Origin of the sequence: Leptolyngbya sp. AS-A5 (assembly GCF_039962495.1) — a bacterium.
GTDB lineage: Bacteria > Cyanobacteriota > Cyanobacteriia > Leptolyngbyales > Leptolyngbyaceae > Leptolyngbya.
Genome location: NZ_JAMPLL010000005.1, coordinates 71,385 through 93,463, shown reverse-complemented (window position 1 = coordinate 93,463; position 22,079 = coordinate 71,385). Strand labels below are relative to the sequence as shown.

Annotated in this window: 19 protein-coding genes; 11 read left to right on the top strand and 8 right to left on the bottom strand. The window is 46.7% G+C overall.

Annotation, left to right across the window (positions count from 1 at the left end):
* Positions 1-10 precede the first annotated feature (10 nt).
* Positions 11-694 carry a TPM domain-containing protein gene (locus tag NC980_RS08720; RefSeq protein ID WP_190375463.1) on the bottom strand — a complete coding sequence of 228 codons (684 nt, stop codon included), beginning with the start codon at positions 692-694 and terminating at the stop codon, positions 11-13.
* On the opposite strand from NC980_RS08720, the gene NC980_RS08715 reads away from it, so the two are divergent.
* The gene (locus NC980_RS08715) at positions 677-1,975 is read left to right on the top strand and encodes a glycosyltransferase family 2 protein (RefSeq protein WP_242026542.1); all 1,299 of its coding nucleotides are present in this window, start codon (positions 677-679) and stop codon (positions 1,973-1,975) included. The two genes, NC980_RS08720 and NC980_RS08715, sit on opposite strands and share 18 nt — an antisense overlap.
* Here the strand turns inward: NC980_RS08715 and NC980_RS08710 are convergent.
* Positions 1,972-2,391, bottom strand: a complete 420-nt coding sequence (locus NC980_RS08710) for a hypothetical protein (protein ID WP_190375462.1) — start codon at positions 2,389-2,391, stop codon at positions 1,972-1,974. The two genes, NC980_RS08715 and NC980_RS08710, sit on opposite strands and share 4 nt — an antisense overlap.
* 73 nt (positions 2,392-2,464) lie before the next feature.
* The gene (locus NC980_RS08705; RefSeq protein WP_190375461.1) at positions 2,465-2,785 is read right to left on the bottom strand and encodes a c-type cytochrome; all 321 of its coding nucleotides are present in this window, start codon (positions 2,783-2,785) and stop codon (positions 2,465-2,467) included.
* Between the two features lie 90 nt (positions 2,786-2,875).
* Between NC980_RS08705 and NC980_RS08700 the strand changes: the two genes are divergently transcribed.
* On the top strand, positions 2,876-3,373 hold the full coding sequence (locus NC980_RS08700) for a sterol desaturase family protein (RefSeq protein ID WP_190375460.1): 498 nt from the start codon (positions 2,876-2,878) through the stop codon (positions 3,371-3,373).
* Between the two features lies 1 nt (position 3,374).
* Here NC980_RS08700 and NC980_RS08695 read toward each other — a convergent pair whose 3' ends face one another.
* Entirely contained in the window at positions 3,375-4,352 is a 978-nt protein-coding gene (locus NC980_RS08695) for a TIGR03885 family FMN-dependent LLM class oxidoreductase (protein ID WP_190375459.1), read from the bottom strand.
* 292 nt (positions 4,353-4,644) lie between these two features.
* On the opposite strand from NC980_RS08695, the gene NC980_RS08690 reads away from it, so the two are divergent.
* Together NC980_RS08690 and aroF are read left to right on the top strand one after the other, a co-directional pair.
* A complete protein-coding gene (locus tag NC980_RS08690) occupies positions 4,645-10,422 on the top strand; it encodes an AAA family ATPase (RefSeq protein WP_190375458.1) in 5,778 nt (1,925 codons plus the stop codon).
* 392 nt (positions 10,423-10,814) lie between these two features.
* Positions 10,815-11,669, top strand: coding sequence for a 3-deoxy-7-phosphoheptulonate synthase (aroF, locus tag NC980_RS08685; protein ID WP_190375457.1), 855 nt, complete (start codon positions 10,815-10,817; stop codon positions 11,667-11,669).
* A 278-nt stretch (positions 11,670-11,947) separates the two neighbouring features.
* On the opposite strand, the gene NC980_RS08680 is transcribed toward aroF, so the two are convergent.
* The gene (locus tag NC980_RS08680) at positions 11,948-12,862 is read right to left on the bottom strand and encodes a tetratricopeptide repeat protein (RefSeq protein WP_190375456.1); all 915 of its coding nucleotides are present in this window, start codon (positions 12,860-12,862) and stop codon (positions 11,948-11,950) included.
* A gap of 162 nt (positions 12,863-13,024) precedes the next feature.
* Here NC980_RS08680 and NC980_RS08675 point away from each other — a divergent pair, with 162 nt between their 5' ends.
* The 3 genes from NC980_RS08675 (at position 13,025) to dusB (ending at position 15,296) form a co-directional block, all read left to right on the top strand.
* Positions 13,025-13,459 carry a DUF2294 domain-containing protein gene (locus tag NC980_RS08675; protein ID WP_190375455.1) on the top strand — a complete coding sequence of 145 codons (435 nt, stop codon included), beginning with the start codon at positions 13,025-13,027 and terminating at the stop codon, positions 13,457-13,459.
* Between the two features lie 82 nt (positions 13,460-13,541).
* Positions 13,542-14,156, top strand: a complete 615-nt coding sequence (locus NC980_RS08670; RefSeq protein ID WP_190375454.1) for a triacylglycerol lipase — start codon at positions 13,542-13,544, stop codon at positions 14,154-14,156.
* Between the two features lie 87 nt (positions 14,157-14,243).
* On the top strand, positions 14,244-15,296 hold the full coding sequence (gene dusB, locus NC980_RS08665) for a tRNA dihydrouridine synthase DusB (RefSeq protein WP_190375453.1): 1,053 nt from the start codon (positions 14,244-14,246) through the stop codon (positions 15,294-15,296).
* On the opposite strand, the gene NC980_RS08660 is transcribed toward dusB, so the two are convergent.
* Together NC980_RS08660 and NC980_RS08655 are read right to left on the bottom strand one after the other, a co-directional pair.
* Positions 15,285-15,965, bottom strand: a complete 681-nt coding sequence (locus NC980_RS08660) for a Uma2 family endonuclease (RefSeq protein WP_190375452.1) — start codon at positions 15,963-15,965, stop codon at positions 15,285-15,287. The two genes, dusB and NC980_RS08660, sit on opposite strands and share 12 nt — an antisense overlap.
* A gap of 19 nt (positions 15,966-15,984) precedes the next feature.
* The gene (locus NC980_RS08655) at positions 15,985-17,259 is read right to left on the bottom strand and encodes an ATP-binding protein (protein ID WP_190375451.1); all 1,275 of its coding nucleotides are present in this window, start codon (positions 17,257-17,259) and stop codon (positions 15,985-15,987) included.
* A gap of 46 nt (positions 17,260-17,305) precedes the next feature.
* On the opposite strand from NC980_RS08655, the gene glsA reads away from it, so the two are divergent.
* Positions 17,306-18,292: a glutaminase A gene (glsA, locus tag NC980_RS08650; protein ID WP_190375450.1), complete on the top strand. Its 987-nt coding sequence runs from the start codon at positions 17,306-17,308 to the stop codon at positions 18,290-18,292.
* A 51-nt stretch (positions 18,293-18,343) separates the two neighbouring features.
* Positions 18,344-19,246, top strand: a complete 903-nt coding sequence (locus NC980_RS08645) for a hypothetical protein (protein ID WP_190375449.1) — start codon at positions 18,344-18,346, stop codon at positions 19,244-19,246.
* Here NC980_RS08645 and NC980_RS08640 read toward each other — a convergent pair.
* Positions 19,243-20,208: a glutathione S-transferase family protein gene (locus NC980_RS08640; RefSeq protein ID WP_277881306.1), complete on the bottom strand. Its 966-nt coding sequence runs from the start codon at positions 20,206-20,208 to the stop codon at positions 19,243-19,245. The two genes, NC980_RS08645 and NC980_RS08640, sit on opposite strands and share 4 nt — an antisense overlap.
* 489 nt (positions 20,209-20,697) lie before the next feature.
* Between NC980_RS08640 and NC980_RS08635 the strand changes: the two genes are divergently transcribed.
* Both NC980_RS08635 and NC980_RS08630 read left to right on the top strand, forming a co-directional pair.
* Entirely contained in the window at positions 20,698-21,174 is a 477-nt protein-coding gene (locus tag NC980_RS08635; protein WP_190375448.1) for an MgtC/SapB family protein, read from the top strand.
* A gap of 220 nt (positions 21,175-21,394) precedes the next feature.
* On the top strand, positions 21,395-21,772 hold the full coding sequence (locus NC980_RS08630) for a hypothetical protein (RefSeq protein ID WP_190375447.1): 378 nt from the start codon (positions 21,395-21,397) through the stop codon (positions 21,770-21,772).
* Positions 21,773-22,079: the final 307 nt, after the last annotated feature.

Sequence of the window (22,079 nt, the reverse complement as noted above, 5' to 3'; positions counted from 1 at the left end):
GTGCCGGATGCTATCGCACGTACCAGTAGTAAGTCACCATAGGAATTACCGTTGCTGCAATCAGCAAACCAACCACCCAGGGAAGTGCATTACTTTGCGCGGTTTCTTCTCGCGATGCGAAGGTTCCCTCGGTTTTCACCTGATCGACCACTACAGGAGGCCCCGGATCAGGTTCACCCGACAGCACCGCAACTAAACGATCGCCCACATCCAAAAATGCCTGATTGTAGCGATCGCCCTTCTGCAAGGGAACCTGCATCGTCTCCTGAGAGACACTCTGAGCAATCTGATCAGACAGGATAGACTTGACTTTTTCGCCAGTGACGATCGCAGAATTGTTCGTCACGCTGTCTAAAACCACCAGGGTTTGATTGGCGCTGGCTTCAGGCGTGGGGAACCATTGCTTGAATAATTTATCGGCAAACGAACCGATCGTTTCATCGTAGTCGAGCCGTCGAATCGTGACAAAGTGAACTTCTTGTCCCGTTTTGTTTGCTAAATCAGTGAAGGTTTCGGTCAGTTTGCCTTCATTGAAGCGACTGATAATCTCAGCTAAATCAACCACGCGCACGTCATCAGTAACAGGCGGCACTTCGTACAAACTGGTTGCAAAAGCGGGAGTAGTCCAAGCCAAGGTAGCCAAAACCAAAGCAAGGAGCCAGCCCCGGCAGAAAGGATGGAGGAGCTTTTTCATAGTGCGATCGTGGTATCTCTTTCTCTCTCAAAATACAACGGTTTTGAAATCTATGCGATAAGGTTAAAGGCGTTGGGTGTTAGGTTCGGCATGGTGTTGCTCGTTGCGTTTGTCCTGGTTGTTTCAGTCGTTGCGATCGCGATTTTTTCTCAAAGGCTCGATCAAGCGCTCAAAGATGCGCCGACGATTGCGGTGCGATCGCAGCCCGTTGAGCCGTTGCCCAAAGTCTCTGTGATTATTCCGGCGTACAACGAAGCTGCGAATATTGAAGCTTGTGTGACAGCCGTGCTGGGGAGTACAACGCTAAATGCGGATCAGCTTGAAGTGCTAGTCATCGACGATCAATCGACGGATGAAACTAAAGCGATCGTGGAGCTTTTTCAGGAGTCACGGCAGGATGAACGATTGAAGCTATTCTCGGCGGGAGAGCGTCCTGCGGGTGAAGTTTGGGTCGGGAAAAATTGGGCTTGTACTCAAGCGGTAAAACACGCACAGGGCGAATTTTTGCTGTTCATTGATGCGGATGTGCGACTCAAGCTGCAGTGTGTTGAAACGACGATCGCCTATGCTCAACAAGAAAAGATTGATCTATTATCGCTGGCAGTTGTGGTTCTTTGTCGGCACTGGTCGGAGTGGTTAGTGCAACCCCTGATTGTGATGCTGCTGGCGGTTGGGTTTGAGTTTGCCCCTGTTAATGATCCAAAGTCAGACACTGCATTTGCAGCCGGCCCGTTCATGTTGTTTCGACGCAGCGCGTATGAGGCGATCGGGGGCCATGCTGCCGTCCATGATTATGTGGTGGAAGATGTTGAGCTAGGTCGCCGGATTAAACAGAAAGGGTTGAAGCTGTGGTACGGCTTAGGGCGAGGACTTGCTGAGGTGCAGATGTATCGATCGTTTTCGGCTTTATGGGAAGGCTGGACAAAAAATTGGTTTGAGGGATCGAATCGCAATTATCAGTCTACGCTCTATTGTGTGTTTGTGACGCTGCTGATTTTTGCAGTGCCTTCGATTGGACTAGCGATTGGGCTAACGAATCTTGTATTTTCCGGTTTGACGATTTGGAACGCGATCGTTTTGGGATTGAGCGCGATCGCATTGTTGCAGCATTATTTGATTCGAGCTAGGAACGAACCGCTGCTCTCAATTTCGCCGCGATACTGGTGGGCAATGGGGATAGGCGGATTGCTTCTGTGTGCGATCGTGCTGGGATCGATCGTCAAAACCGAAACCGGATGGGGCTGGACATGGCGTGGACGATCGTTAAGTGCGCCTTCTTAGGTTTGCTTCAGCTTCGAGAGCATATCTACAGTGTCGCCTAGTGCGGTGGTCAGGTTGTTGCGGGTTTGAGCGTGGCTGAGTTGTTCGGCTTTGAGAGCTTGAGCGAGTTGATTGCGATCGCGCCAGACCTCAGTCAATTGGGCTTGCAGTTCAGCAACGGTTTGCAGTTGGGCAATTTCAGGATCAATTTCAGAAGAGTAGGGCTGACTTTTTAAGCGATCAAGTTCAGCCTGCAATTGCGCGATCGTCTGCTGCATCGCTTGGGTTTGATTGCGGCGCTGTTCGGCTTCAGTTTCATAGCGTTTACGCCAGTTATCGGCGCTGGCATGGGCCATGAGTTCCGAAGCCCGCACTGCTTTCACTTGCTGCTGTAAGTCTTTGACTTCTCTGAGCCAACCGACAACCTCTTGAGACATGGCAAAGCATCCTTTTCACGATCGATTTTCCGTGTTCCACACGATAGCCTAAGTTTTCCAACTTAGAGCAGTCTTATTTCCAGTTTTGGCTGGCTCGATCGAGGACATACTGAGCCACTGTCTGAATCTCGGTCTCACTGAGTCGGTCTTTGTATGCCGACATATTCCCTTTGCCGTTGGTAATAATGCTGGCGATCGCGTCTACGGTGCTGTATCCGTTCTTCTCTAATGCTTTCAATTTCAGCGTTTTACCCCGTCGCACAATGTTACCGCCATTCACATGACATCCGGCACACTGCACCTCAAACAGCTTTGCTCCGCTGGGTTCTGCTGCCCAAGCCGGAGTAGCGCACAGAAATAAAGCCGTTAACGCGATCGCAATGATTTTCAGCATTTGAATCTCAGAATCTTATTTTCGGATTTTGACACATCCGGGAAATCTTCGGCACAATAACAAATGTTGTGAGGTTAGGAGAAGCGGGTTGTGCTTGGAAGAATCGGCATTGGCGTATTGTGTTTTGCGATCGCGTTTGTGTTAGCAAGCTTGGTTGAATATTGGGTACATCGACTGATGCACAAGCCGTATAAATTGGGCGAACGGCATCGCGATCATCATCGCCGTAACGAAGGACAAGGCGTACTCTGGGAATTCTTCGACTACCTCAAGGGCACAATTTTGATTATGGGGCTGTTGTTCTTTGTGTCGCTCGAGGCGGGAATCGGTTGGTTTTTGGGTGGATTGGTCTACGCTGCATTCTCGTCTTACGCGCATCAGCTACAACACGAAAATCCCACCAAATGCTTTTGGATGAAAATGCCTGTTCATTACGTACATCATAAATACGGTATGTGGCATCACAATTTTGGTTTAGCTGTGGATTGGTGGGATCATGTGTTTGGCACTTACAAGCCCGTTGAATGGTTGACCGAGCAAGAATTAAGCCAGCCCGATCGCAATTACTTACAGTTGCGCTGGTGGTAGGTTAAGCGTAGAGTCGCGAACGTGCGATCGTAGGCAACACACCCTTGCCAAACGCTTCAATAAACTGTTCTTGTTCACGATTCACATTATGTAAATAGAGCGCATCAAATTCTAAATCAACATATTGCTGGAGCCATTCAACAAACTGACCCGATTCAGCAGAAATGAGGACAAGTTCATCCATTTCTTCGGGTTGAACTAATTCTGCCATCTGGTCAAACTGCTGAGGACTCCGTAAATCAGATAACACCGCACTCTGAAAGATATTCGTGCGCCATTGATCGTGCGCCATTTCACGCGCTAACGCTTCATTCTCAGCATACGAAAGCTGGACTTTGAGATACATCGGCTTTCCGGTTCCGCCCCCTTGCCGAAATGCTTCGACGACTTGCTTCAGTTTTGGCAGGGGCTGAGAAACTGTAATCAGCGCATCTGCCCATCCTCCGACCCATTTTGCCGTTTCAGGCGTGATTGCAGCTCCAATTATTTTTGGAGGAACGATCGCTCTTGTATACAGCCTCGCTTCCTCCACTTGCACCAAACCATAGTGCGTTACCGTTTCTCCCGCCCACAACGATCGCATCACATCCACACATTCTTTGAGGCGCTGATTGCGTTGGGCTTTAGCTAACCAACGATCACCTGTGATTAATTCATTCAGCGCTTGCCCACTGCCAACACAGATCGAAAACCGTTCTGGAAACATCTCCGCCAAAGTTGCAGCGGCTTGAGCAATGATTGCCGGGTGATAGCGCTGTCCGGGCGCACACACCACGATAAACGGCAAACTTGTCACCTGCATCGCAGCGCCCAGCCAAGACCAAGCAAATCCGCTTTCTCCTTGACGTTCACTCCAAGGATGAAAGTGATCAGAGCAAGAAATGCGGGTGAATCCGGCTTGCTCTGCTGTTTGCACAAGCTTGATTAATGTACTCGGCTTAAATTGCTCGTGCGAGGCATGATAGCCAATTTCAACCATTTTGATTTCCTGCTCGTCTGATAAATTGTTGCACTGCACTTAGGGTCTGCACTTAGGGTCGCTTTCCTCAAGTAGCTTATTGATTAGATATCGATTTACAAATCAGACGACCTCTATCGATCGAAAGAAACCCCATAATTCAATTAAGCGATCGCGCCTGAGCTGAAAATGGCTCGAATGATTTTTTGTGATCTACATCTACTGCTATGTGTGATCTCATGACATGAGCGCCCCACAAATTAGGGGCATTCTCTGCATAAGATTTGCGGCTTTAAGAGACTTAAACCCCATCATGCAGGCAACATTTGACCCAATAGCTGGATTATCGGGCTACTCAGCGATCGAAATACTTTATCAAGGCTCGAGAACTCTGGTTTATCGTGCTGTCCGGATCGCTGATCAAACGCCAGTTATTCTCAAACAATTGCGTCATGAAGCGTCGTCCTTAGAAGAACAGGTAGGGTTTCGCAATCAATATACGCTGGTCAAACAGCTAGAGATCCCCGGAATCGTCAAGGTGATCGGATTAGAGTCTTGTGCAGAGGGGGATGTACTCATAATGGAAGATTTTGGCGAATTGTCTCTGTCTGACTACTTACAGCAAATCAAACAACAGTATCAGCAAATCTCGATCGTTGACTTTCTCTCGATCGCGCTGCAACTCAGCATTACACTCGGTCACTTACACAATCATAAAATCGTTCATAAAGACATCAAGCCTGCAAACATTCTGATCGATCCTGACGCAAAACAAATCTGCCTCATTGACTTCAGCATTGCCTCTCAACTGTCTCATCAAACTCAGGAACTCCAGCACCCCAATCAACTCGAAGGAACTCTTGCTTATCTCTCTCCCGAACAAACGGGACGAATGAATCGTTCGATCGACTACCGCAGCGATTTCTATTCGCTGGGTGTGACGCTCTATGAGCTTCTCACCGGACAAGTTCCCTTTGTTGGGGAAGATGCGCTTGAGATTGTCTACAGTCATCTAGCAAAGGAACCCCCTGAGCTTCAAGCGCTCAGATCAGAAGTGCCCGGTGCGATCGCCGAAATTGTCATGAAGCTGATGGCAAAAAACGCAGAAGATCGCTATCAAAGCGCAAAGGGATTACAGGCGGATTTGCAGCACTGCTTGGATGAGTTTAAAACAACCGGAACGATCGCACCGTTTGAAATTGGCAGGCGCGATCGCATTGCCCAACTTGACATTCCTGAAAAGCTGTATGGGCGCAATTCCCAACTGCAAACAGTGTTGGCAGCGTTTGAGCGAGCGAGACAAGGGAGTTGTGAATTAGTCGTGATCGGCGGCTATTCTGGAGTGGGCAAAACCGCCTTAATTCGAGAACTCTTCAAGCCTGTTACTGCAAGTCATGCTCATTTTATTGCGGGCAAGTTCGATCAGTTCAAGCGAGAGGTTCCCTACACCTGTATTGCAGAAGCCTACGGGGAACTCATTCGCCAAATTCTGGGCGAAACTCAGGAACAGGTAGAATTCTGGCGCGATCGCTTTTCTGCTGCGGTCGGATTGAATGGGCAGGCTGTGATTGACATTATTCCAGAGTTGGAATGGTTGATCGGGCAGCAGCCACCCTTACCCGAAATCCCCCCAGTAGAAGCCCAAAAACGCTTTTATCAAACCTTTTCTGCCTTTATGCTGGCAGCATCAACACCAGAGGCTCCCCTAGTTGAGTTTATGGACGATTTGCAATGGGCAGATACAGCTACAATTTCAAGGCTGCCTGAGTTTTTGAGTTGCCCAGAGAACCGATATCGCCTATTAATTCTGGCTTATCGGGATAACGAAGTCGATCTAACTCACCTCTTGATGCAGGTGTTGGCACAATTGAAATCAAAAGTGGAATCAAAGGCGTTTAGGTTTGAACACATCACCTTAGAGCCTTTGTCGCTGCATGATGTAATGCAATTTCTTGCAGATACCTTGTGTTGTCATTATTTCACAGTTCAACCTTTAGCAAAATTGCTCTATGACAAAACGCAAGGAAATCCTTTCTTTTTGATGCAACTGCTCAAGTCGTTGCATTCTGAAAACTTTCTCACCTTTGATTTTGAGACAAATTCCTGGCAATGGGACATTAAGCAGATTCGTCAATTCAAGATCAGCGAAGATGTTGTGGAGTTAATGACTGCAAAATTCCAAACGCTCTCAGCACAGACTCAATTTGTGTTGCAATTAGCTGCTTGTATTGGAAATCAATTTGATCTCAAAACGCTTTCTACCGTTAGTCAGCTCTCTGCCTTTCAGACCCTACAAGCGCTGTGGAGTGCGATCGAACAAGAATTTATCTTGCCATTAGATCAGCATTATCGTGATTTTTTAGATGAAACCGGGACTATAGATCTGAAAGTCCAAAATCCAAAATTTAAGTTTTTCCACGATCGCGTCCAGCAAGCCGCCTACACCCTAATTGCTGAGGATCAAAAGCAAGTCACACATCTTGAAATTGCTCGTCTCCTACAACAGCATCTCTCAAATTCCGAAATTGAATTGAACATCTTTGAAATCGTCAATCATTGGAATATCGCGCTCGATCTTGTCGTTTCTAATGCAGAGCGGAGCCAACTTGTACAGCTCAATCAAATTGCTGCATCGAAAGCGAAATCCTCTGCTGCTTATCAACATGCTCTAAACTATTTGCAAGCTGCAATTCGTTGTTTACCGGATGATTGCTGGCAAACGAACTATCACGCTACGTTGACCCTGTACGAAGATGCAGCACAAATGGCTTACCTCACAGGGCAATTTGTTCAGTTAGAAGCACTATGCAACCGAGTCTCAGCGAATAGTCTAGATTTATTCGATCGTGTGGAAGTCTGGGAGTTTTGGATTCAAGCCTGCATGGCACAAAATCACATGGTTGATGCCGTCAATTTTGCGATCGTCATATTGCAAGCTTTAGGAGTTTCCATTCGCAAAGATTCAGTAGGTTTAACTGATGCGACAACGGCTCAACCTAACTTGCTGGTTCTTTCTGAAGCAGAAGTTGAGTCACTTGCTAAACTCCCCCCGATGCGCGATCGTCACTATTTGGCGGCCTTACGAATCTGTGCCAGCGTTGAACCGATCGTTTACTTTACCACTCCAAAATTACATCGTCCGCTAGTTGAGACTGCAATTCGTCTATCAATGCTGCACGGAAACGCACCAGAAACTGTGTTTTTCTACGCGGTTTATGGGTTGGTTCTGTGCAGTCATACTGCGAGTTTACGATTAGGATTACAGTTTGGGCGGCTTGCCTCAAAGCTATTGAACAATGTAGTCAACAAGGACTTACAGGCTCGAACATTGGTTAATCTGGAAGGATTTATCAAGCCTTGGGAAATCGCAGTTCGACAGACAGTCCCCCAACTGCTCAAAGCGCATCAACTTAGCCTTGAAGGTGAAGATTTAGAGTTTGCTGCGCTTGCCCTACACTATTATTGTGTCCATGCTTACTTTGCAGGCAACAAGCTACAGCCCCTACACTCAGAAATGCTGTTGTGGGAGCAAAAGATGGATAGCTTGCACCAAGAAGCAATCTTGAATTTTCACAGAATCTGGACATCGGGTGTTGCAGCCTTAACTTCTCAGCCTAGTGATGTTTACCGTTTGATCCAGCAGCAAAGTCACTGTTTTGAAAATAATCTAACTGAAGGCTGTTACCGCATACTCAATACCTTAATTCTCAGCTACGGGTTTGGAAGATATGATATTGCGATCGCGACTTCCAATCAGCTTAAAACGTGCATTCATAGCATTGCGGGGATGTACTGTGTTGCTATCTACAATCTGTATGATTCACTGGTGAGCTTGGCAGCTTGCTCAGACTATCCTGCTGATAGTGCCTCAATGCTTGAAAGCGTCGCTCTCAACCAAAAACAAATGCGAATCTGGGCGCGGTTTGCTCCGATGAACTTCCAACATAAGTATGATCTTGTGGAAGCTGAGCGCTATCGCATTCTTGGAGAAACTTATGCAGCCATGGAACAATATGATCGCTCGATCGCAGGTGCGATCGAGCATGGTTATATTCAAGAAGCAGCATTAGCAAATGAACTTGCTGCTAAATTCTACTTCAGTCTGAGCAAGCCAAAAATTGCTCAGGCATACTTGATCGAAGCGTACCAACAGTATCAGCAGTGGGGCGCAACTGCAAAAGTTAAGCAGCTCGAAGCGCAGTATCCTCGCTATTTTTCTACACCTGATCCCATACACTCTGCTATTATTACCCACACCAAGAGCAGCAGCAGTACGAATAGCGGATTTTTAGACCTAGCAACCATTCTCAAAGCGACCGAAGCGATCTCTAGCGAGCTGGTGCTCAATCAATTGCTCGATCGACTGTTGCATATCATTTTGGAAAATGCGGGCGCACAGAAAGGCTGTATTGTTCTCGATCGTGAGGGTGAGCTTTTTATTGAAGTAGCAGATACCGACCAAGAAAAGTCAGCAGTTGTCGTAGAAGCAATCCCGCTCACCCAAAGCCAAGATGTTCCCTTAACTGTCCTCCAGTACGTAGCTCGCACTCAGACTCCGATCGTCTCAAGCGATGCTGCATCTGAAAGCACCTATGCGAATGATCCTTATGTTCTCAAGCATCAGCCTCAGTCGCTCCTGTGTAATCCAATGATTTATCAAGGAAAGCTCATTGGATTGATGTATCTAGAGAACAACCTGGTAAAAGGAGCGTTTACGACTGATCGCTTAGAGACTGTGAAAATTTTAACGGGACAGGCTGCCATTGCGATCGAAAATGCAAAGCTTTACGCAAGAGAGCAAGAACGCTCTTACCAAATCGAACAATCCCAGCAGCGATTAAACCTCTTGATCCAGCAATCTCCGATCGCGGTATTAGAGTGGAACAAACAATTTGAAATTCAAGCCTGGAATCACGCTGCTGAAGCTGTCTTTGGTTATTCAGCCGAAGAAGTTATGGGAAAGCATTGCCGAATGTTTATTCCAGAGGAATTTCAGCCTTATGTCAATGAGGTTGTAAACGGAATTTTGCAGCAAACAGGCGGAACCCATGCGATTAATGAAAACATTAGGAAGGATGGAGAACGCATTACCTGCGAATGGTTTAATGCACCGCTGATTGCCCAAAATGGAGAAATTTTAGGGGGCGTTTCGATCGCGCTGGATGTGAGCGATCGTCAACGCCTAGCGCTTGCTATCCAGGAGAAGAATCAGAGCTTAGAGCAAGCTTTAACAAAGCTCCAGCAAGCTCAGATGCAGATGGTGCAAAGTGAAAAGATGTCAGCGCTTGGTAACTTAGTGGCGGGTGTGGCTCACGAAATCAATAACCCGCTCGGCTTCCTGAATGGCAGCATTAATAATGCAGCAGAGTTTGTGCAGGACTTACTGAAGTATGTAGACCTGTATCAGCAACATCATCCGAATGCGGCTCCGCCTGTACAAGAGTTTGCGGACGAGATTGATGTTGAGTTTCTCAAAGCCGATCTGCCTAAACTGTTACGCTCGATGAGAACGGCAACGGAGCGAATCAAGGCGATTAGTACCAGCCTGCGAACCTTCTCCCGCGCTGATACAGAGGGTACGATCACAGCAAACCTTCGCGAAGGCATCGACAGCACCATTCTGATTCTCAAATATCGGCTTAAAGCGAATGATCAACGTCCTGCCATTGAAGTCGTGACGAACTATGGAGACATTCCCAATGTTGACTGTTTTCCGGGACAACTGAATCAGGTGTTTATGAACATTTTGGCGAACGCGATCGATATGTTCGATGAGATGGCACAACACTCTTCCTTTACTGAGCTAGAAGCCAATCCTTACCAAATCACGATTCAAACCGCCAAAACCGAAGAGAACAAGGTAGAAATCCGCATCCGCGACAACGGCAAGGGAATGCCCGAGGAGGTCAAATCGAAGATTTTTGATCACTTATTTACGACGAAAGCGGTGGGCAAAGGTACAGGATTAGGATTGGCGATCGTCCGTCAAATTGTGGTCGAGAAACATCAAGGAGCGATCGAAGTGCATTCGGCGATCGCTCAAGGAACAGAATTCGTAATTTCACTTCCGATCAAACATGAAAGCGCTTGAAGCTACATTCTTGAAATCATGACATTACCCGATCGGGGGCTTGACTTCCGCTCGATTTCTCTGTTACGGTTCAAAGTATCGAACTTTATAGCCAAATCAGCAAATGCGTTACAGCGTTTCCTACTTTTACTTTTTTTGGCGATCGGCGGCTCACCCGGCGAGGTAAATCCTCATGTGTCCGTCTGGTGAGCCGCAGAATTAAGATCTGCGGCTTTTTTAATGTCCTCAATTTCTGATTGCAATGACTCACCTCACTTCCTGGCTTTACGGTTTTTATTTTTTTACCCAAAGGCGTTCTGGGTGAGTTTTTTGCATTTGCAATTGCCAACCCGGAACCCAGAAGGCTCCGGGTTTTTTGTTGAAGTTCATTCCATCCACAGGAGTTTCAGTCCATGAAAGATGCAAGATTAGTCCGCAAAGCCACCCCTGATCAGCGATCAATTGTTTCTTTATCTAAGGAGGTGTCGATCGGCGGTGAGGAAGTCGTGATTATTGGCGGCCCTTGTGCAGTCGAAAGTCTGACGCAAATGGAAACGATCGCCCGCGAACTCAAATCGGCTCCGATTCAAGCATTAAGGGGAGGTGTGTACAAACCACGCACTTCCCCTTACGCTTTTCAGGGGGCTGGTTTAGAAGGGTTAGAAATTCTTGCAACGGTGCGCCAGCGTTATGATCTGCCTGTCATCACCGAAGTGATGGCCATTTCACAGATTGAAGAAATTTCAGCATATGCAGATATGCTGCAAGTTGGAAGTCGCAATATGCAGAATTTCGATCTGCTCAAAGCTTTGGGACAGGCAAGGAAACCAATCCTACTGAAGCGCGGACTGGCAGCGACGATCGAAGAATTCATCATGGCAGCCGAATATGTGATGAGCCACGGTAATCCCAATGTAGTGCTCTGTGAGCGGGGTATTCGCAGCTTCGATAGCTACACGCGCAATGTTCTCGATTTAGGTGCGGTTGCAGCCCTGAAACAGCTTACACACCTGCCTGTGATTGTTGATCCGAGTCATGCAGCGGGACGGCGGGAATTGATTGCGGACTTGTCGAGAGCGGCGATCGCTTGTGGAGCGGATGGATTGATTATCGAGTGTCATCCTGAGCCGGATCAGTCCGTGTCGGATGCTCAGCAAGCGCTGTCGATAGAAACAATGATGCAATTGGTTCGCAGCATCAAGCCTGTTGCCGAAGCAGTCGGACGAAAAATGTACGGTGTAGAATGTCCGCAGTTTGCGATCGCCTAAACCACAACAAAGAATGCGGCAGATTTTTATGAATTACGAGCAGACGCAATCGATAAAAACCTACCGCATTCAAATCAGCTTGAGATCTAGCTTTGTGGCATCTCTTCCGGCACAGATGCAGTAGAAGGACGCTTCAGCATGAAGGTTGCGACGATAATGCCAACGCTCGCCAAAATTGCGGTCGAATAGAAGGTCAGATCATTGCAGATTCGGACTCATTCTAATGGATTCGGGTCTATCTCCTTTTCGTCCCATTGGCAAATCGTCATGATTTCGCATTAGTTGACTCGGTTTCGCAGTTGCCCGCGTCCAAGCCGCTCAAGCTGCTGTAGCTGCTGTTCTGTTTTCTTTGCCCACGCTGCATTGCCCTGAGCCACAAACAGATCTTTTGCATACCGCAAGACTCGTTCTGCATCTGATGTTTTGCCCTGCCGCACAAAGGCTAGACCTGCGGCATAATAGCCGTTCGCAAACTTGGAATTAATTTTCGTGGCTTGACGAAAGGCATCTAATGCTCGATCGAGAGTGTTCTGATAGTAAAACACTAAGCCTAAACTGTAGTGCGCCTCGACATAGTTAGGATTGCGCTGAATCGCTTGCTGAAAGGCGGCGATCGCGTTCTGGGCTTTTCCCTGCTGCTGATAAGCTTGCCCTAGCTGAAATAAAGGCTCCGGTGCATTCGGACTTAAGTTTGCTGCTTTTTGAAAGGCTTGCGCTGCGCCTGCATAGTTCTTTTCCTGCGTCAGCACTAAACCGAGATTGTATTGCGCCACGCCAGAACTTGGATCAAGTTGGACTGCTTTGGTCAAATAGTCTCGTGCTTGCTTGATGTTATTGCCCTCAAGCAGCGCCGCTCCTAAATTTGCATAAGCCATCGCAAAATTTGGATCGGCTCTGAGCGCTTGATAAAAAGCATCCGCAGAGGGCTGTAGCTGTCCCGCTTGTCTGAGGGCAAGACCGAGATTATAGTGAGCCGCAGCAAGGTTAGGATTGAGGCGCGTGGCTTGACGAAAGGCAGCGATCGCGTCATTCAGTTTGCCTTGCTGAATTAGCGCTAAGCCTTGATTGACTTTAGACTCAGCAGACGGTTTAGCCGCTTGTGCAATCTGCAGTGGAGCTGCCTGAACAGATAGCACTCCAGGCAAAAAAACAAGCAATCCACTGGAGATTAGAATCGTTTTGAGAATTGACATAAGACACTCTGAGAAATTTCAGGAACAGCGGACATTCTTCTCTTAAATCCTTTCTATTGATAGAGGAGAAAATTACTTAAACTTCCTACCTTAAGTCTAGGTTAAATGTAACTTTATACTTGTCTGCTCAATTTCGATTGAGATTGAGATATTTGATTCAACATGACAAACGACAATCCAACCCGTGGACAGATTGAGCGCACGATTGGACAAAAACTACAAGCACTTTATCGAGAGCGAACCGGCCAGCGTCCAGAAAAAGTCACCTGTCAATTCTTTGATGAGAAACTCGCGATCGTTCTAGAACAAATCTCGACACCCGCAGAATGTTTTCTAATTGAAGTAGGACAGCAGGAGATCGCTCAACTGTTTCGGAGTGAACTCGAAAACCAGATGAAAGCTGAAACCATTGCTTTAATCGAAGAGGTTGCTGCTGCCGCAGTCGTTGACGTGCTGAGTAGCACAAATTTACAAGCTGGAGTTTCGGCATTGATTGCAATCCTAAAAGAGCCGCCAAGTGTGCGCGATCCAGAGTCAATTCCAAAATCCAAACGCCGGAATGACACAGAACGATCGCCAGAAGAAGCGCCCGAATAGGACATTTGCGCGGCTGTCTATTTCATCACACTAACTGCAACCGAAAATAGTAGCGTAGAAGAAATACGTTTCTCGATTGACAATGACACTCAATCCAGTTGTCTTAGTTCATGGCATTACTGATACCTTTGCGCTGTTTAACACGATGACTCAAGCGCTTGAGCGTCAAGGTTGGAGGACTTATGGATTAGATTTGCTTCCGGCAAATGGAGATTGTGAACTCGATCGACTCGCGCAACAATTGTCGGAGTTTATCGAAGCGAACTTACCTGCAAATCAGCCGATCGATTTAGTTGGATTCAGTATGGGCGGATTGGTGAGTCGCTATTATGTTCAGCGCTTAGGGGGCATTGATCGAGTACAGCGCTTTGTCAGCATTTCTGCGCCGCACAATGGCACGATCGCAGCTTATTTGTCGCAACGTCCGGGTTGTTCGCAAATGCGTCCAAACAGCGAATTTATTAATGATTTGAATTGCGATGTGAAGATGCTCGATCGCATCAATTTCACCTCAATTTGGACACCGTTTGATGGAATTATTGTGCCTGCAAATAGTTCAGTGTTACCGGTGGGTGAATCGATCCAAATCCCCGTACCGCTTCATGCTTGGATGGTGACGGATAAACGATCGATCAATCTTGTTGCAGAAGCATTAAGAAGACCTTTGCGTGAACACGAAGCCGGATATAAACACTAATCATTCTCGGAAGCTGAAGCATTTCAGCCGAACTCTGGCAGGATCGTCTATGCTGGAAAACGTCGAATACGATCGCTTGTGCTGGCTATGTTGACTCTTTCCTCCGACCTGCAAACCCGCCTTGCTCAACCTCTGAAGATTGGAGAATTCGAGGTCAAAAGCCGCGTGTTGCAATCGCCGCTATCGGGTGTGACGGATTTAGTATTTCGTCGATTAGTGCGTCGTCACGCGCCCGATTCGATGATGTATACGGAAATGGTAAATGCAACAGGTCTGCACTATGTCAAAGAGCTACCAATTTTAATGGAAGTTGATCCAAACGAACGTCCGATCAGCATTCAACTCTTTGATTGTCGTCCTGATTTTTTGGCAGAAGCAGCGCAAAAAGCAGTTGGTGAAGGTGCAGATACAGTCGATCTCAACATGGGCTGTCCGGTGAATAAGATCACCAAAAATGGGGGCGGTTCATCGCTGTTGCGTCAGCCAGAACTGGCAGAAGAAATTGTGCGATCGGTCGTCCGAGCGGTCGATGTTCCGGTTACGGTCAAAACCCGCATCGGTTGGACAGAAAAGGAAATCAATATTCTTGACTTTGCTAAGCGCATGGAAGATGCGGGAGCCAAAATGATCACGGTTCACGGACGCACCCGCGCTCAGGGATACAACGGTGCTGCAAAGTGGGAATGGATCGCGAAGGTCAAAGAAATTCTCTCGATTCCGGTGATTGCTAACGGCGATATCTTCTCGGTTGAAGCGGCTGTCAAGTGCTTAGAATTCACCCAAGCGGACGGTGTGATGTGTTCGCGGGGAACGTTGGGATATCCGTTCTTGGTCGGCGAAATTGATTACTTTCTCAAGACTGGAACCGAGAAAATTAAACCCACGCCGATCGAGCGATTAGAATGCGCCCGCGATCACTTACAAATGCTCTGGGAATACAAGGGCGATCGCGGTGTGCGCCAAGCCAGAAAACACATGACTTGGTACTCGAAAGGCTTTGCAGGAGCGGCAGAACTGCGCGGACAGTTAAGCGTAATCGAGAATGTGAATCAAGGTTTGGAATTGTTGAATCAGGCGATCGAGCGATTGTCTCGATCGAGTTGGCAAGAAGAACCAGAAGCAGAACTCTTAGCGATTTGAGATTTGTTGCACAAACCACAAAGCAGCCGTTCCATTTGTCTCGTAGGCTAACCGAGATAATGTTTGCTCGATCAACCGGATTGATAATCCTTGCAGTGCGATCGAACTTTCGCACTGTTGATATCTGCCGTCTGCTTGTAGTGCAAACGCGACCACTCTTGCCCCGGAAACATCAATCACCCAATACTCTAGAATTTCTAGCGCTGCATAAATCTGTTTTTTCTCATCGAGATCAGTTGCTAGAGTTGTATCCGCCACTTCACAGACTAAATTCGGAACGTGCCATTGACGTAAGTTAATGCGTCGAGGTTCACCTTCTTGCCAACGGGGAGAATTGCTTCCAAGATACAAAACCTGATCCGGAGAAGCAGCACGTTGATTCGGCTTTTCGAGAACACAGCCTCCGAGACAGTCAAAGGATTGTTCGGGATGTTGACTAAACCAAAAAGCAATCAGCATCGTAATCAGTTCTCGCACTCTAGCGTGATCAATGCCCTCCCAACCCATATCAATATACAGATAGCCTTGATTGAAATAGATCTTGAAATGCTCTGGTTGCTCGATTTCGGCGGTTTTACAACAAGCTAGATAATCGTTCCATGTGGCAATCTGCCAGACAGGAACTTCATCGGACGATCGACGAATGATTCTCTGAGCGATCGTAGACATAAAAAGCAAGCACAAGAGATTATGCTAATTCTATCTGAGATTGCGGCAGCGTCACAGTAACGATCGTGCCTTGATTGACCTGACTTTCAATCTGAATCTGTCCGTTGTGATTTTCGACAATCGCTTGCGCGATCGCTAATCCCAATCCTGATCCGCCTGTTGCCTTTGTGCGGGCTGGATCAACGCGATAAAAGCGATCGAATAAATGCACGATCGCATCTTCTGGAATTCCGATTCCAGTATCAATCACTTTCGTTTGTAATCCAGATTTCAACTGCGCTAGTTCTACTATGATTTCTCGGTTCTCTGGAGTGTATTTAATTGCGTTGCTGATTAAATTTGTGAATAATCTTGATAACTGATCGCGATCGCCTTGCAGCCAATATTCTAGGCTGCGATCAACTTTGTATGAGAGTAAAATTTCTTTTTCTGCTGCTGTCATTCCTTGTTCTTCCAACACTTCATCGAGCAATTCATCAAGTTCGATCGTGCTACGCTGCGGTTGAACCATGCCGCTATCTTGCCGAGCAAGAAAAAGCAAATCATCGACTAGTTTTCCTAAGCGTCGAGTCAAGCGTTCAATCACTTGTAAATGTTGCTGTTGCGTTTGTGGCTCTGGATCTGGATCAGAAAGTGCAACTTGTACGTTTGTTTGAATGATTGCGATCGGGTTTCTCAGTTCATGGGAGGCATCTGCTGTAAATTGTTTTAAGCGCTGATAAGATTCACGAATCGGCTGCATAGCAATGCCGGAAAGAAACCAACCGATCGCGGCAACAATCCCGATCATCGTTGCTGTTCCAATACTTAAATCACGAAATAGCTGACGAGTTGGCTTTGTCACCTCAAACCAGGGATGGCTCACGCGCAAATATCCCAATACTCGCTGCCCAATCTGAACGCGCTCTGTGACTTGCCGTAAAAGCTGTGTCTCTGAAGCATGAACGGTTTCACCATCATGATTAAGATGTAACGGCACAGAAAGCGGGTCGGCAAAGGTTGACCAAAGCTGCTTTCCATTCGGATCAAACCATTCGAGATCAATGTGATCATCTTCGAGTGAAATCGAATTATCACGAAAACTGGCTTCGACATTAACGCTGACTTGATCGCCCACCGCTTGAATGACCAGCGATCGCTGCACCACTTCGGCAACGTGATTTAACGTATCGTCAATCCGCTCGATTAGCGTCGATCGGACATAGAAATAGAATCCACTCGCAAATACAAACAGCAATACTGCTGTTACCGTTGTGTACCAAAGTGCTAATCGTCGTCGCGTCGTTTGAAACATATTAGGAAAATAGCGATACTATCTGTTTGCTGCGTCGGTTAAATCAATGTCTCATCCGTTCCAAGGCTTCCTCGAAGAACTATATCTAAAGTATCGCAATCTCAAAGACGGCGAAGTTGCGACCTATATTCCGGAGCTTGCGAAAGCCGATCCAGATTGGTTTAGTATTTGCGTTGTTACTGTTGATGGGCAAGTATTTGAAGTTGGAGATTCAAGCCAACTGTTTACGATTCAATCGATTTCAAAAGTCTTTGCCTACGGTATGGCACTGGAAGATCGCGGGCGTGACACTTTACTGAGAAAAGTCGGAGTCGAGCCAACGGGCGATCCGTTTAATTCGATTATTCGGCTCGATGAAAACTCCAAGCGTCCAGATAACCCGATGGTGAATGCAGGCGCGATCGCAACCACAAGTTTGATTCAAGGATGCACTGCCACCGAGCGAGTAAATCGATTGTTAGAAATGTTTCAGAAATATACCGGACGTGATGTTTTTATCGATATTTCTGTATTCATGTCTGAGCGCACAACCGGACATCGAAATCGTGCCTTAGCGCATTTAATGTATCACTTTGGCATGATTGATGAAAAGATCGATGAAACATTGGATCTTTACTTTCAACAGTGTGCAATTTTAGTAAACTGCCATGATCTAGCAGTGATGGCAGCAACATTAGCAAACAAAGGAATTAATCCGACGACTGGCGATCGCGCAGTGACTACCGAATATATTCGCGATATCTTATCTGTGATGTACACCTGCGGAATGTACAATTTTGCGGGCGAATGGGCTTATAAAGTTGGGCTTCCGGCAAAAAGTGGCGTTTCCGGAGGTATTATCGCAGTCGTTCCCAATCAGGTTGGCATTGCTGTCTTTTCGCCATTGCTCGATGTTCACGGAAATAGTGTACGTGGTATTAGAGTGTGCGAAGAACTTTCCCGCCATTTTCAACTGCATATCTTTGATTTGCCGATGGGCTGTACTCACTTCCTACAAAAGCTCTCAAGCAAAGATTCATCAACATCGGTTTAAGCAATCTTGAATCGGGTGTAGGGTTGAAGATAGCAACTAAGAGAACGAACAATGGCAACGCAACGGCAGCGAAAAACACCCATTCAAAACGGCAAAACTCCGACGATCGCACCAGAAGCTAGTCCTTCTAACAATGCAGAACTGCTCGAAAAAATCGAAGACCTGAAGCATGAGCTAGAACAAACGCAACAAAACGAGAAAAAACTGCAACACACGATCGAACAGTTGCAAACTCAAATCAAGGAGCAAACGGCGATCGCCCAAACGCTCGAAGTTAATCTCGAAAAAGCGAATCAAGCTCAATCTGATCTCAAAGAAGCTCAGCAAACCGCACTGAAACTAGCTGAAGAAAATAAAAAGCTAACAGTGGAGAATCAGCACCACACTCAAGAAGTGACGCAGTTGCAAAATAAGCTCAAGCAGGCGGAGAAAACTGCTGCTGAAAAAGCATCTCATCTGCAAGCAGAGCTTGAACAAGCCCAAAAAGATGCGCTGAAACTTGCAGAAGCTAACCAAAAATTGATTGCAGAACATCAAGATTCTCGATCGCAAACTGAAAAAGCGGCTCACCTTCAAGCCGAGCTTACCAAAGCCCAAAAAGACGCGCTGAAACTCGCGGATGCCAACCAAAAATTAATTGAAGAGAACAAACAGCTTCAAACAAACGCTGACAAAGCTGAGCAGCTTCGTGCAGAGCTTGCACAGGCTCAACAAACTGCATTGCAACTCGCAGAGTCTAATCAGAAACTAATCGAAGAAAGTCAGAAGCTTCAAGAAAAGCAGCCGAAACCAGAATCGAAATTAGCGCCCAAAGCGCCAGCCAACGATACAGACTTCAGAAGTCATCAAGACATTCTGAGAAAGCGTCAAGCTGCCGCTTTAGCACACCCAGTTTTCCCAACTGATCCTGCGTCGCCCAAAGTTTCAGATCAAGAAATGGGTTGGTTTGATTAGTGAAAGCGGTGACGATCGTGTGGCGCGTCGAAATCAATCTCAGGGCCGATCGGCACAATCCGAGTCGGATTGATCTGCGTTTGGCTCATGTAGTAGTGCCGCTTAATGTGGTCGAGATTGCAGGTTGGCTTAATCTGCGGATGCTGATAGAGATCTTTCAGGTAGTTCCACAGATTCGGATAATCAACAATTCGACGCACATTACACTTGAAATGGCTGTAATACACTGAATCAAATCGCAGCAGCGTTGTAAACATACAAACATCCGCTTCTGTAAGTTGATTGCCGCATAAATACCGCTGCTCTGATAACACCGTTTCCCAATGATCTAGATTCTGAAAAAGCTCTTTAACTGCTTCTTCATAAGCTTCTTGAGTAGTGGCAAATCCCGATCGATAAACCCCATTGTTAATTGGCGTATAAATCTTGTCGATCACGTCATCAATTCGCTGCCGTAAAGCCTGCGGATAAAGATCGATTTCTTGCGTTGCGAACTCGTTAAATTCAGTGTCAAGCATCCGAATAATTTCGCGAGATTCGTTATTCACGATCGTTTGTTTCTCTTTATCCCAAAGCACCGGAACGGTAATTCGTCCCGTATACTTTTCATCTGCTTTCAGATAGATTTCTTGCAGATATTCGGTGTGATTCACAGAATCGAGAATTGCGCCAGGATTGTTTGAGAAATACCAGCCTTTATCGCTTAATACTGCATCCACAATCGACAACCCAATCGCAGATTCTAGCCCTTTGAGCGATCGCATAATTAGCGTGCGATGCGCCCAAGGACAAGCAAGTGAGATATAAAGGTGATATTTATCAGGCGCAGCTTGAAAGCCGCTTTTGCCATCAGCAGTGATGCGATCGCGAAACTTTGTGGGAGTTCGATTGAATTTCCCGCTTTTATCGCGTTCATTCCAATCGGTTGTCCACGTGCCGTCTACCATCATTCCCAGCGCCATATCGTACTCCCGAATCTAGCTAAATACCATCAGGTTAGTACAGCGTCTTTTCTAGCAACTCTTTCTTTGGGTACGACCGCAGCTTGATAAACAAGCGCTTCTAGATTTGGCATCTCTTGCCAACAATGAGTGCAGAACCAGTACAATTTGCCATGACGAACGTGACGTAAAAGCTTTTCAGAGCAACAAGGACATTCAGGCATGACTTTTAACCGTAATTGGAATAGAGGCGTTACTGTGTTTTGGTTTTCACTCACAGCCCTATTTAAACGATAAGAGAGCAACCTGATCTTCGCTATGGGCAAGCTACCCGTTCTGTGGGTGGAGTTCCCTAGGTCATCGAGTTAAATTTGGTAATGATTTCTATAACCAAAAAAATATTCTAGATACGATCAAATCATTGGGTTGTTATCAAAAGAAATAAGAGGCTACGAGAATTGTTCTGGGTTTCTCGCATTGATGTTTTGTGATGGTAAATGTTTACAGATTATGGCAAATTATTCGATCGATATTCACAACTGGGGCGGATTGCTATTTCGGTTAGGGAGCGCGATCGTTGCAGGCGGCGCGATCGGCTGGGAGCGTCAGCAGCGCCACAAAGCAGGGGGACTCAGAACCCATATGCTCGTCAGCTTGGGATCTGCTTTGTTTATTCTCGTCCCGATCGAGGTGAGCGGTTCAGCCGATGGCTTAAGCCGCACAATTCAAGGTGTAGCGACGGGTGTTGGATTTTTGGGAGCCGGAGAAATTTTGCACCGATCGCGCCCCAACAGAAATAGTCAGGAAGTCAAGGGCTTAACCTCTGCTGCCTCAATTTGGGTTACAGCCGCTTTGGGCATCACGGCTGGAGCAGGACTTTGGCAGCTTACCGTCCTGGGGACCCTGCTCACTCTGATGACCCTGGTTGTAGTGAAGCGCTTGGAGCAGATTGCGCTCGTTTCTAAGCAGAATGATTCGGAAGAATGAGGGAAGTATCAAGTTTCAGCGATCTTGCCGAACAATTTCTGTCGCTCTTATCAATGGCGGGTAGACTGGTTATAACTACATTAGTTCACAATCTAGTTCAAAATCTCATACGCTCCATTATTCAAACCTGAATAGGATCTGCCCTAGCTCACATTGCCCTATTTAAGAAAAGCGCCTTTAGCAACCTTCACCCTGTTGTCCTGCTGCTTTCCTGCGTCCAATGAATGCTGATACCTTTGATCGCGGTTCTAATGCTTGTCCGGTTTGCCATCGCGTCGGTGGGCTGCCTTCCGTTAAATCGGTGGGTGGTTTGCTTACCTGCCCGCATTGCCAATCGCGCCTCGTCGTCAGTCTGAGCGGTCATTATGTCCGCGACCCGTTTCGGGTGAAAAAATTATCAAGTCAGCAGCTTCGCAGGCAAAGCCGCCCAATTGCCAGAATCCTGAGAGATTCCGGCATTGCCAAACATTCCCCGCTCATCGCGATCGTCAGTAGCTTGATGGTCGTCGGCTTTTCAATGTCGATTCTAGGTCGAGCGGAGAGATTACCAGATTGGGTACAACAAGTCATTCTGAAAGATTCAGAGGTAAAAGATTAAGATTCGTAACAATGAATCTTGAAGAAAGATTAACAAAAGAATAAACGATTCTCAAATTTCTGTAACGGTAAGTAACAAAAAATTGCAGGTTTTTTATCAATTTGTGTCGGATAAGCGCCGGAATGCTCTTTCTGCATACGTTTTCTGGTAAAAACACAAATGTAGATGAAATCCCGATCGCGATCGCAAAGCCGAGAAGATCGCTTTACAAAGCGTTACATTCTCTAGCTTGGTTCAGGTTCAGATCTGAACTGGGTGCTTCGTTCGCTGGTTGTTTTAACAAGAGAACACGCATACAAGGAGTCTG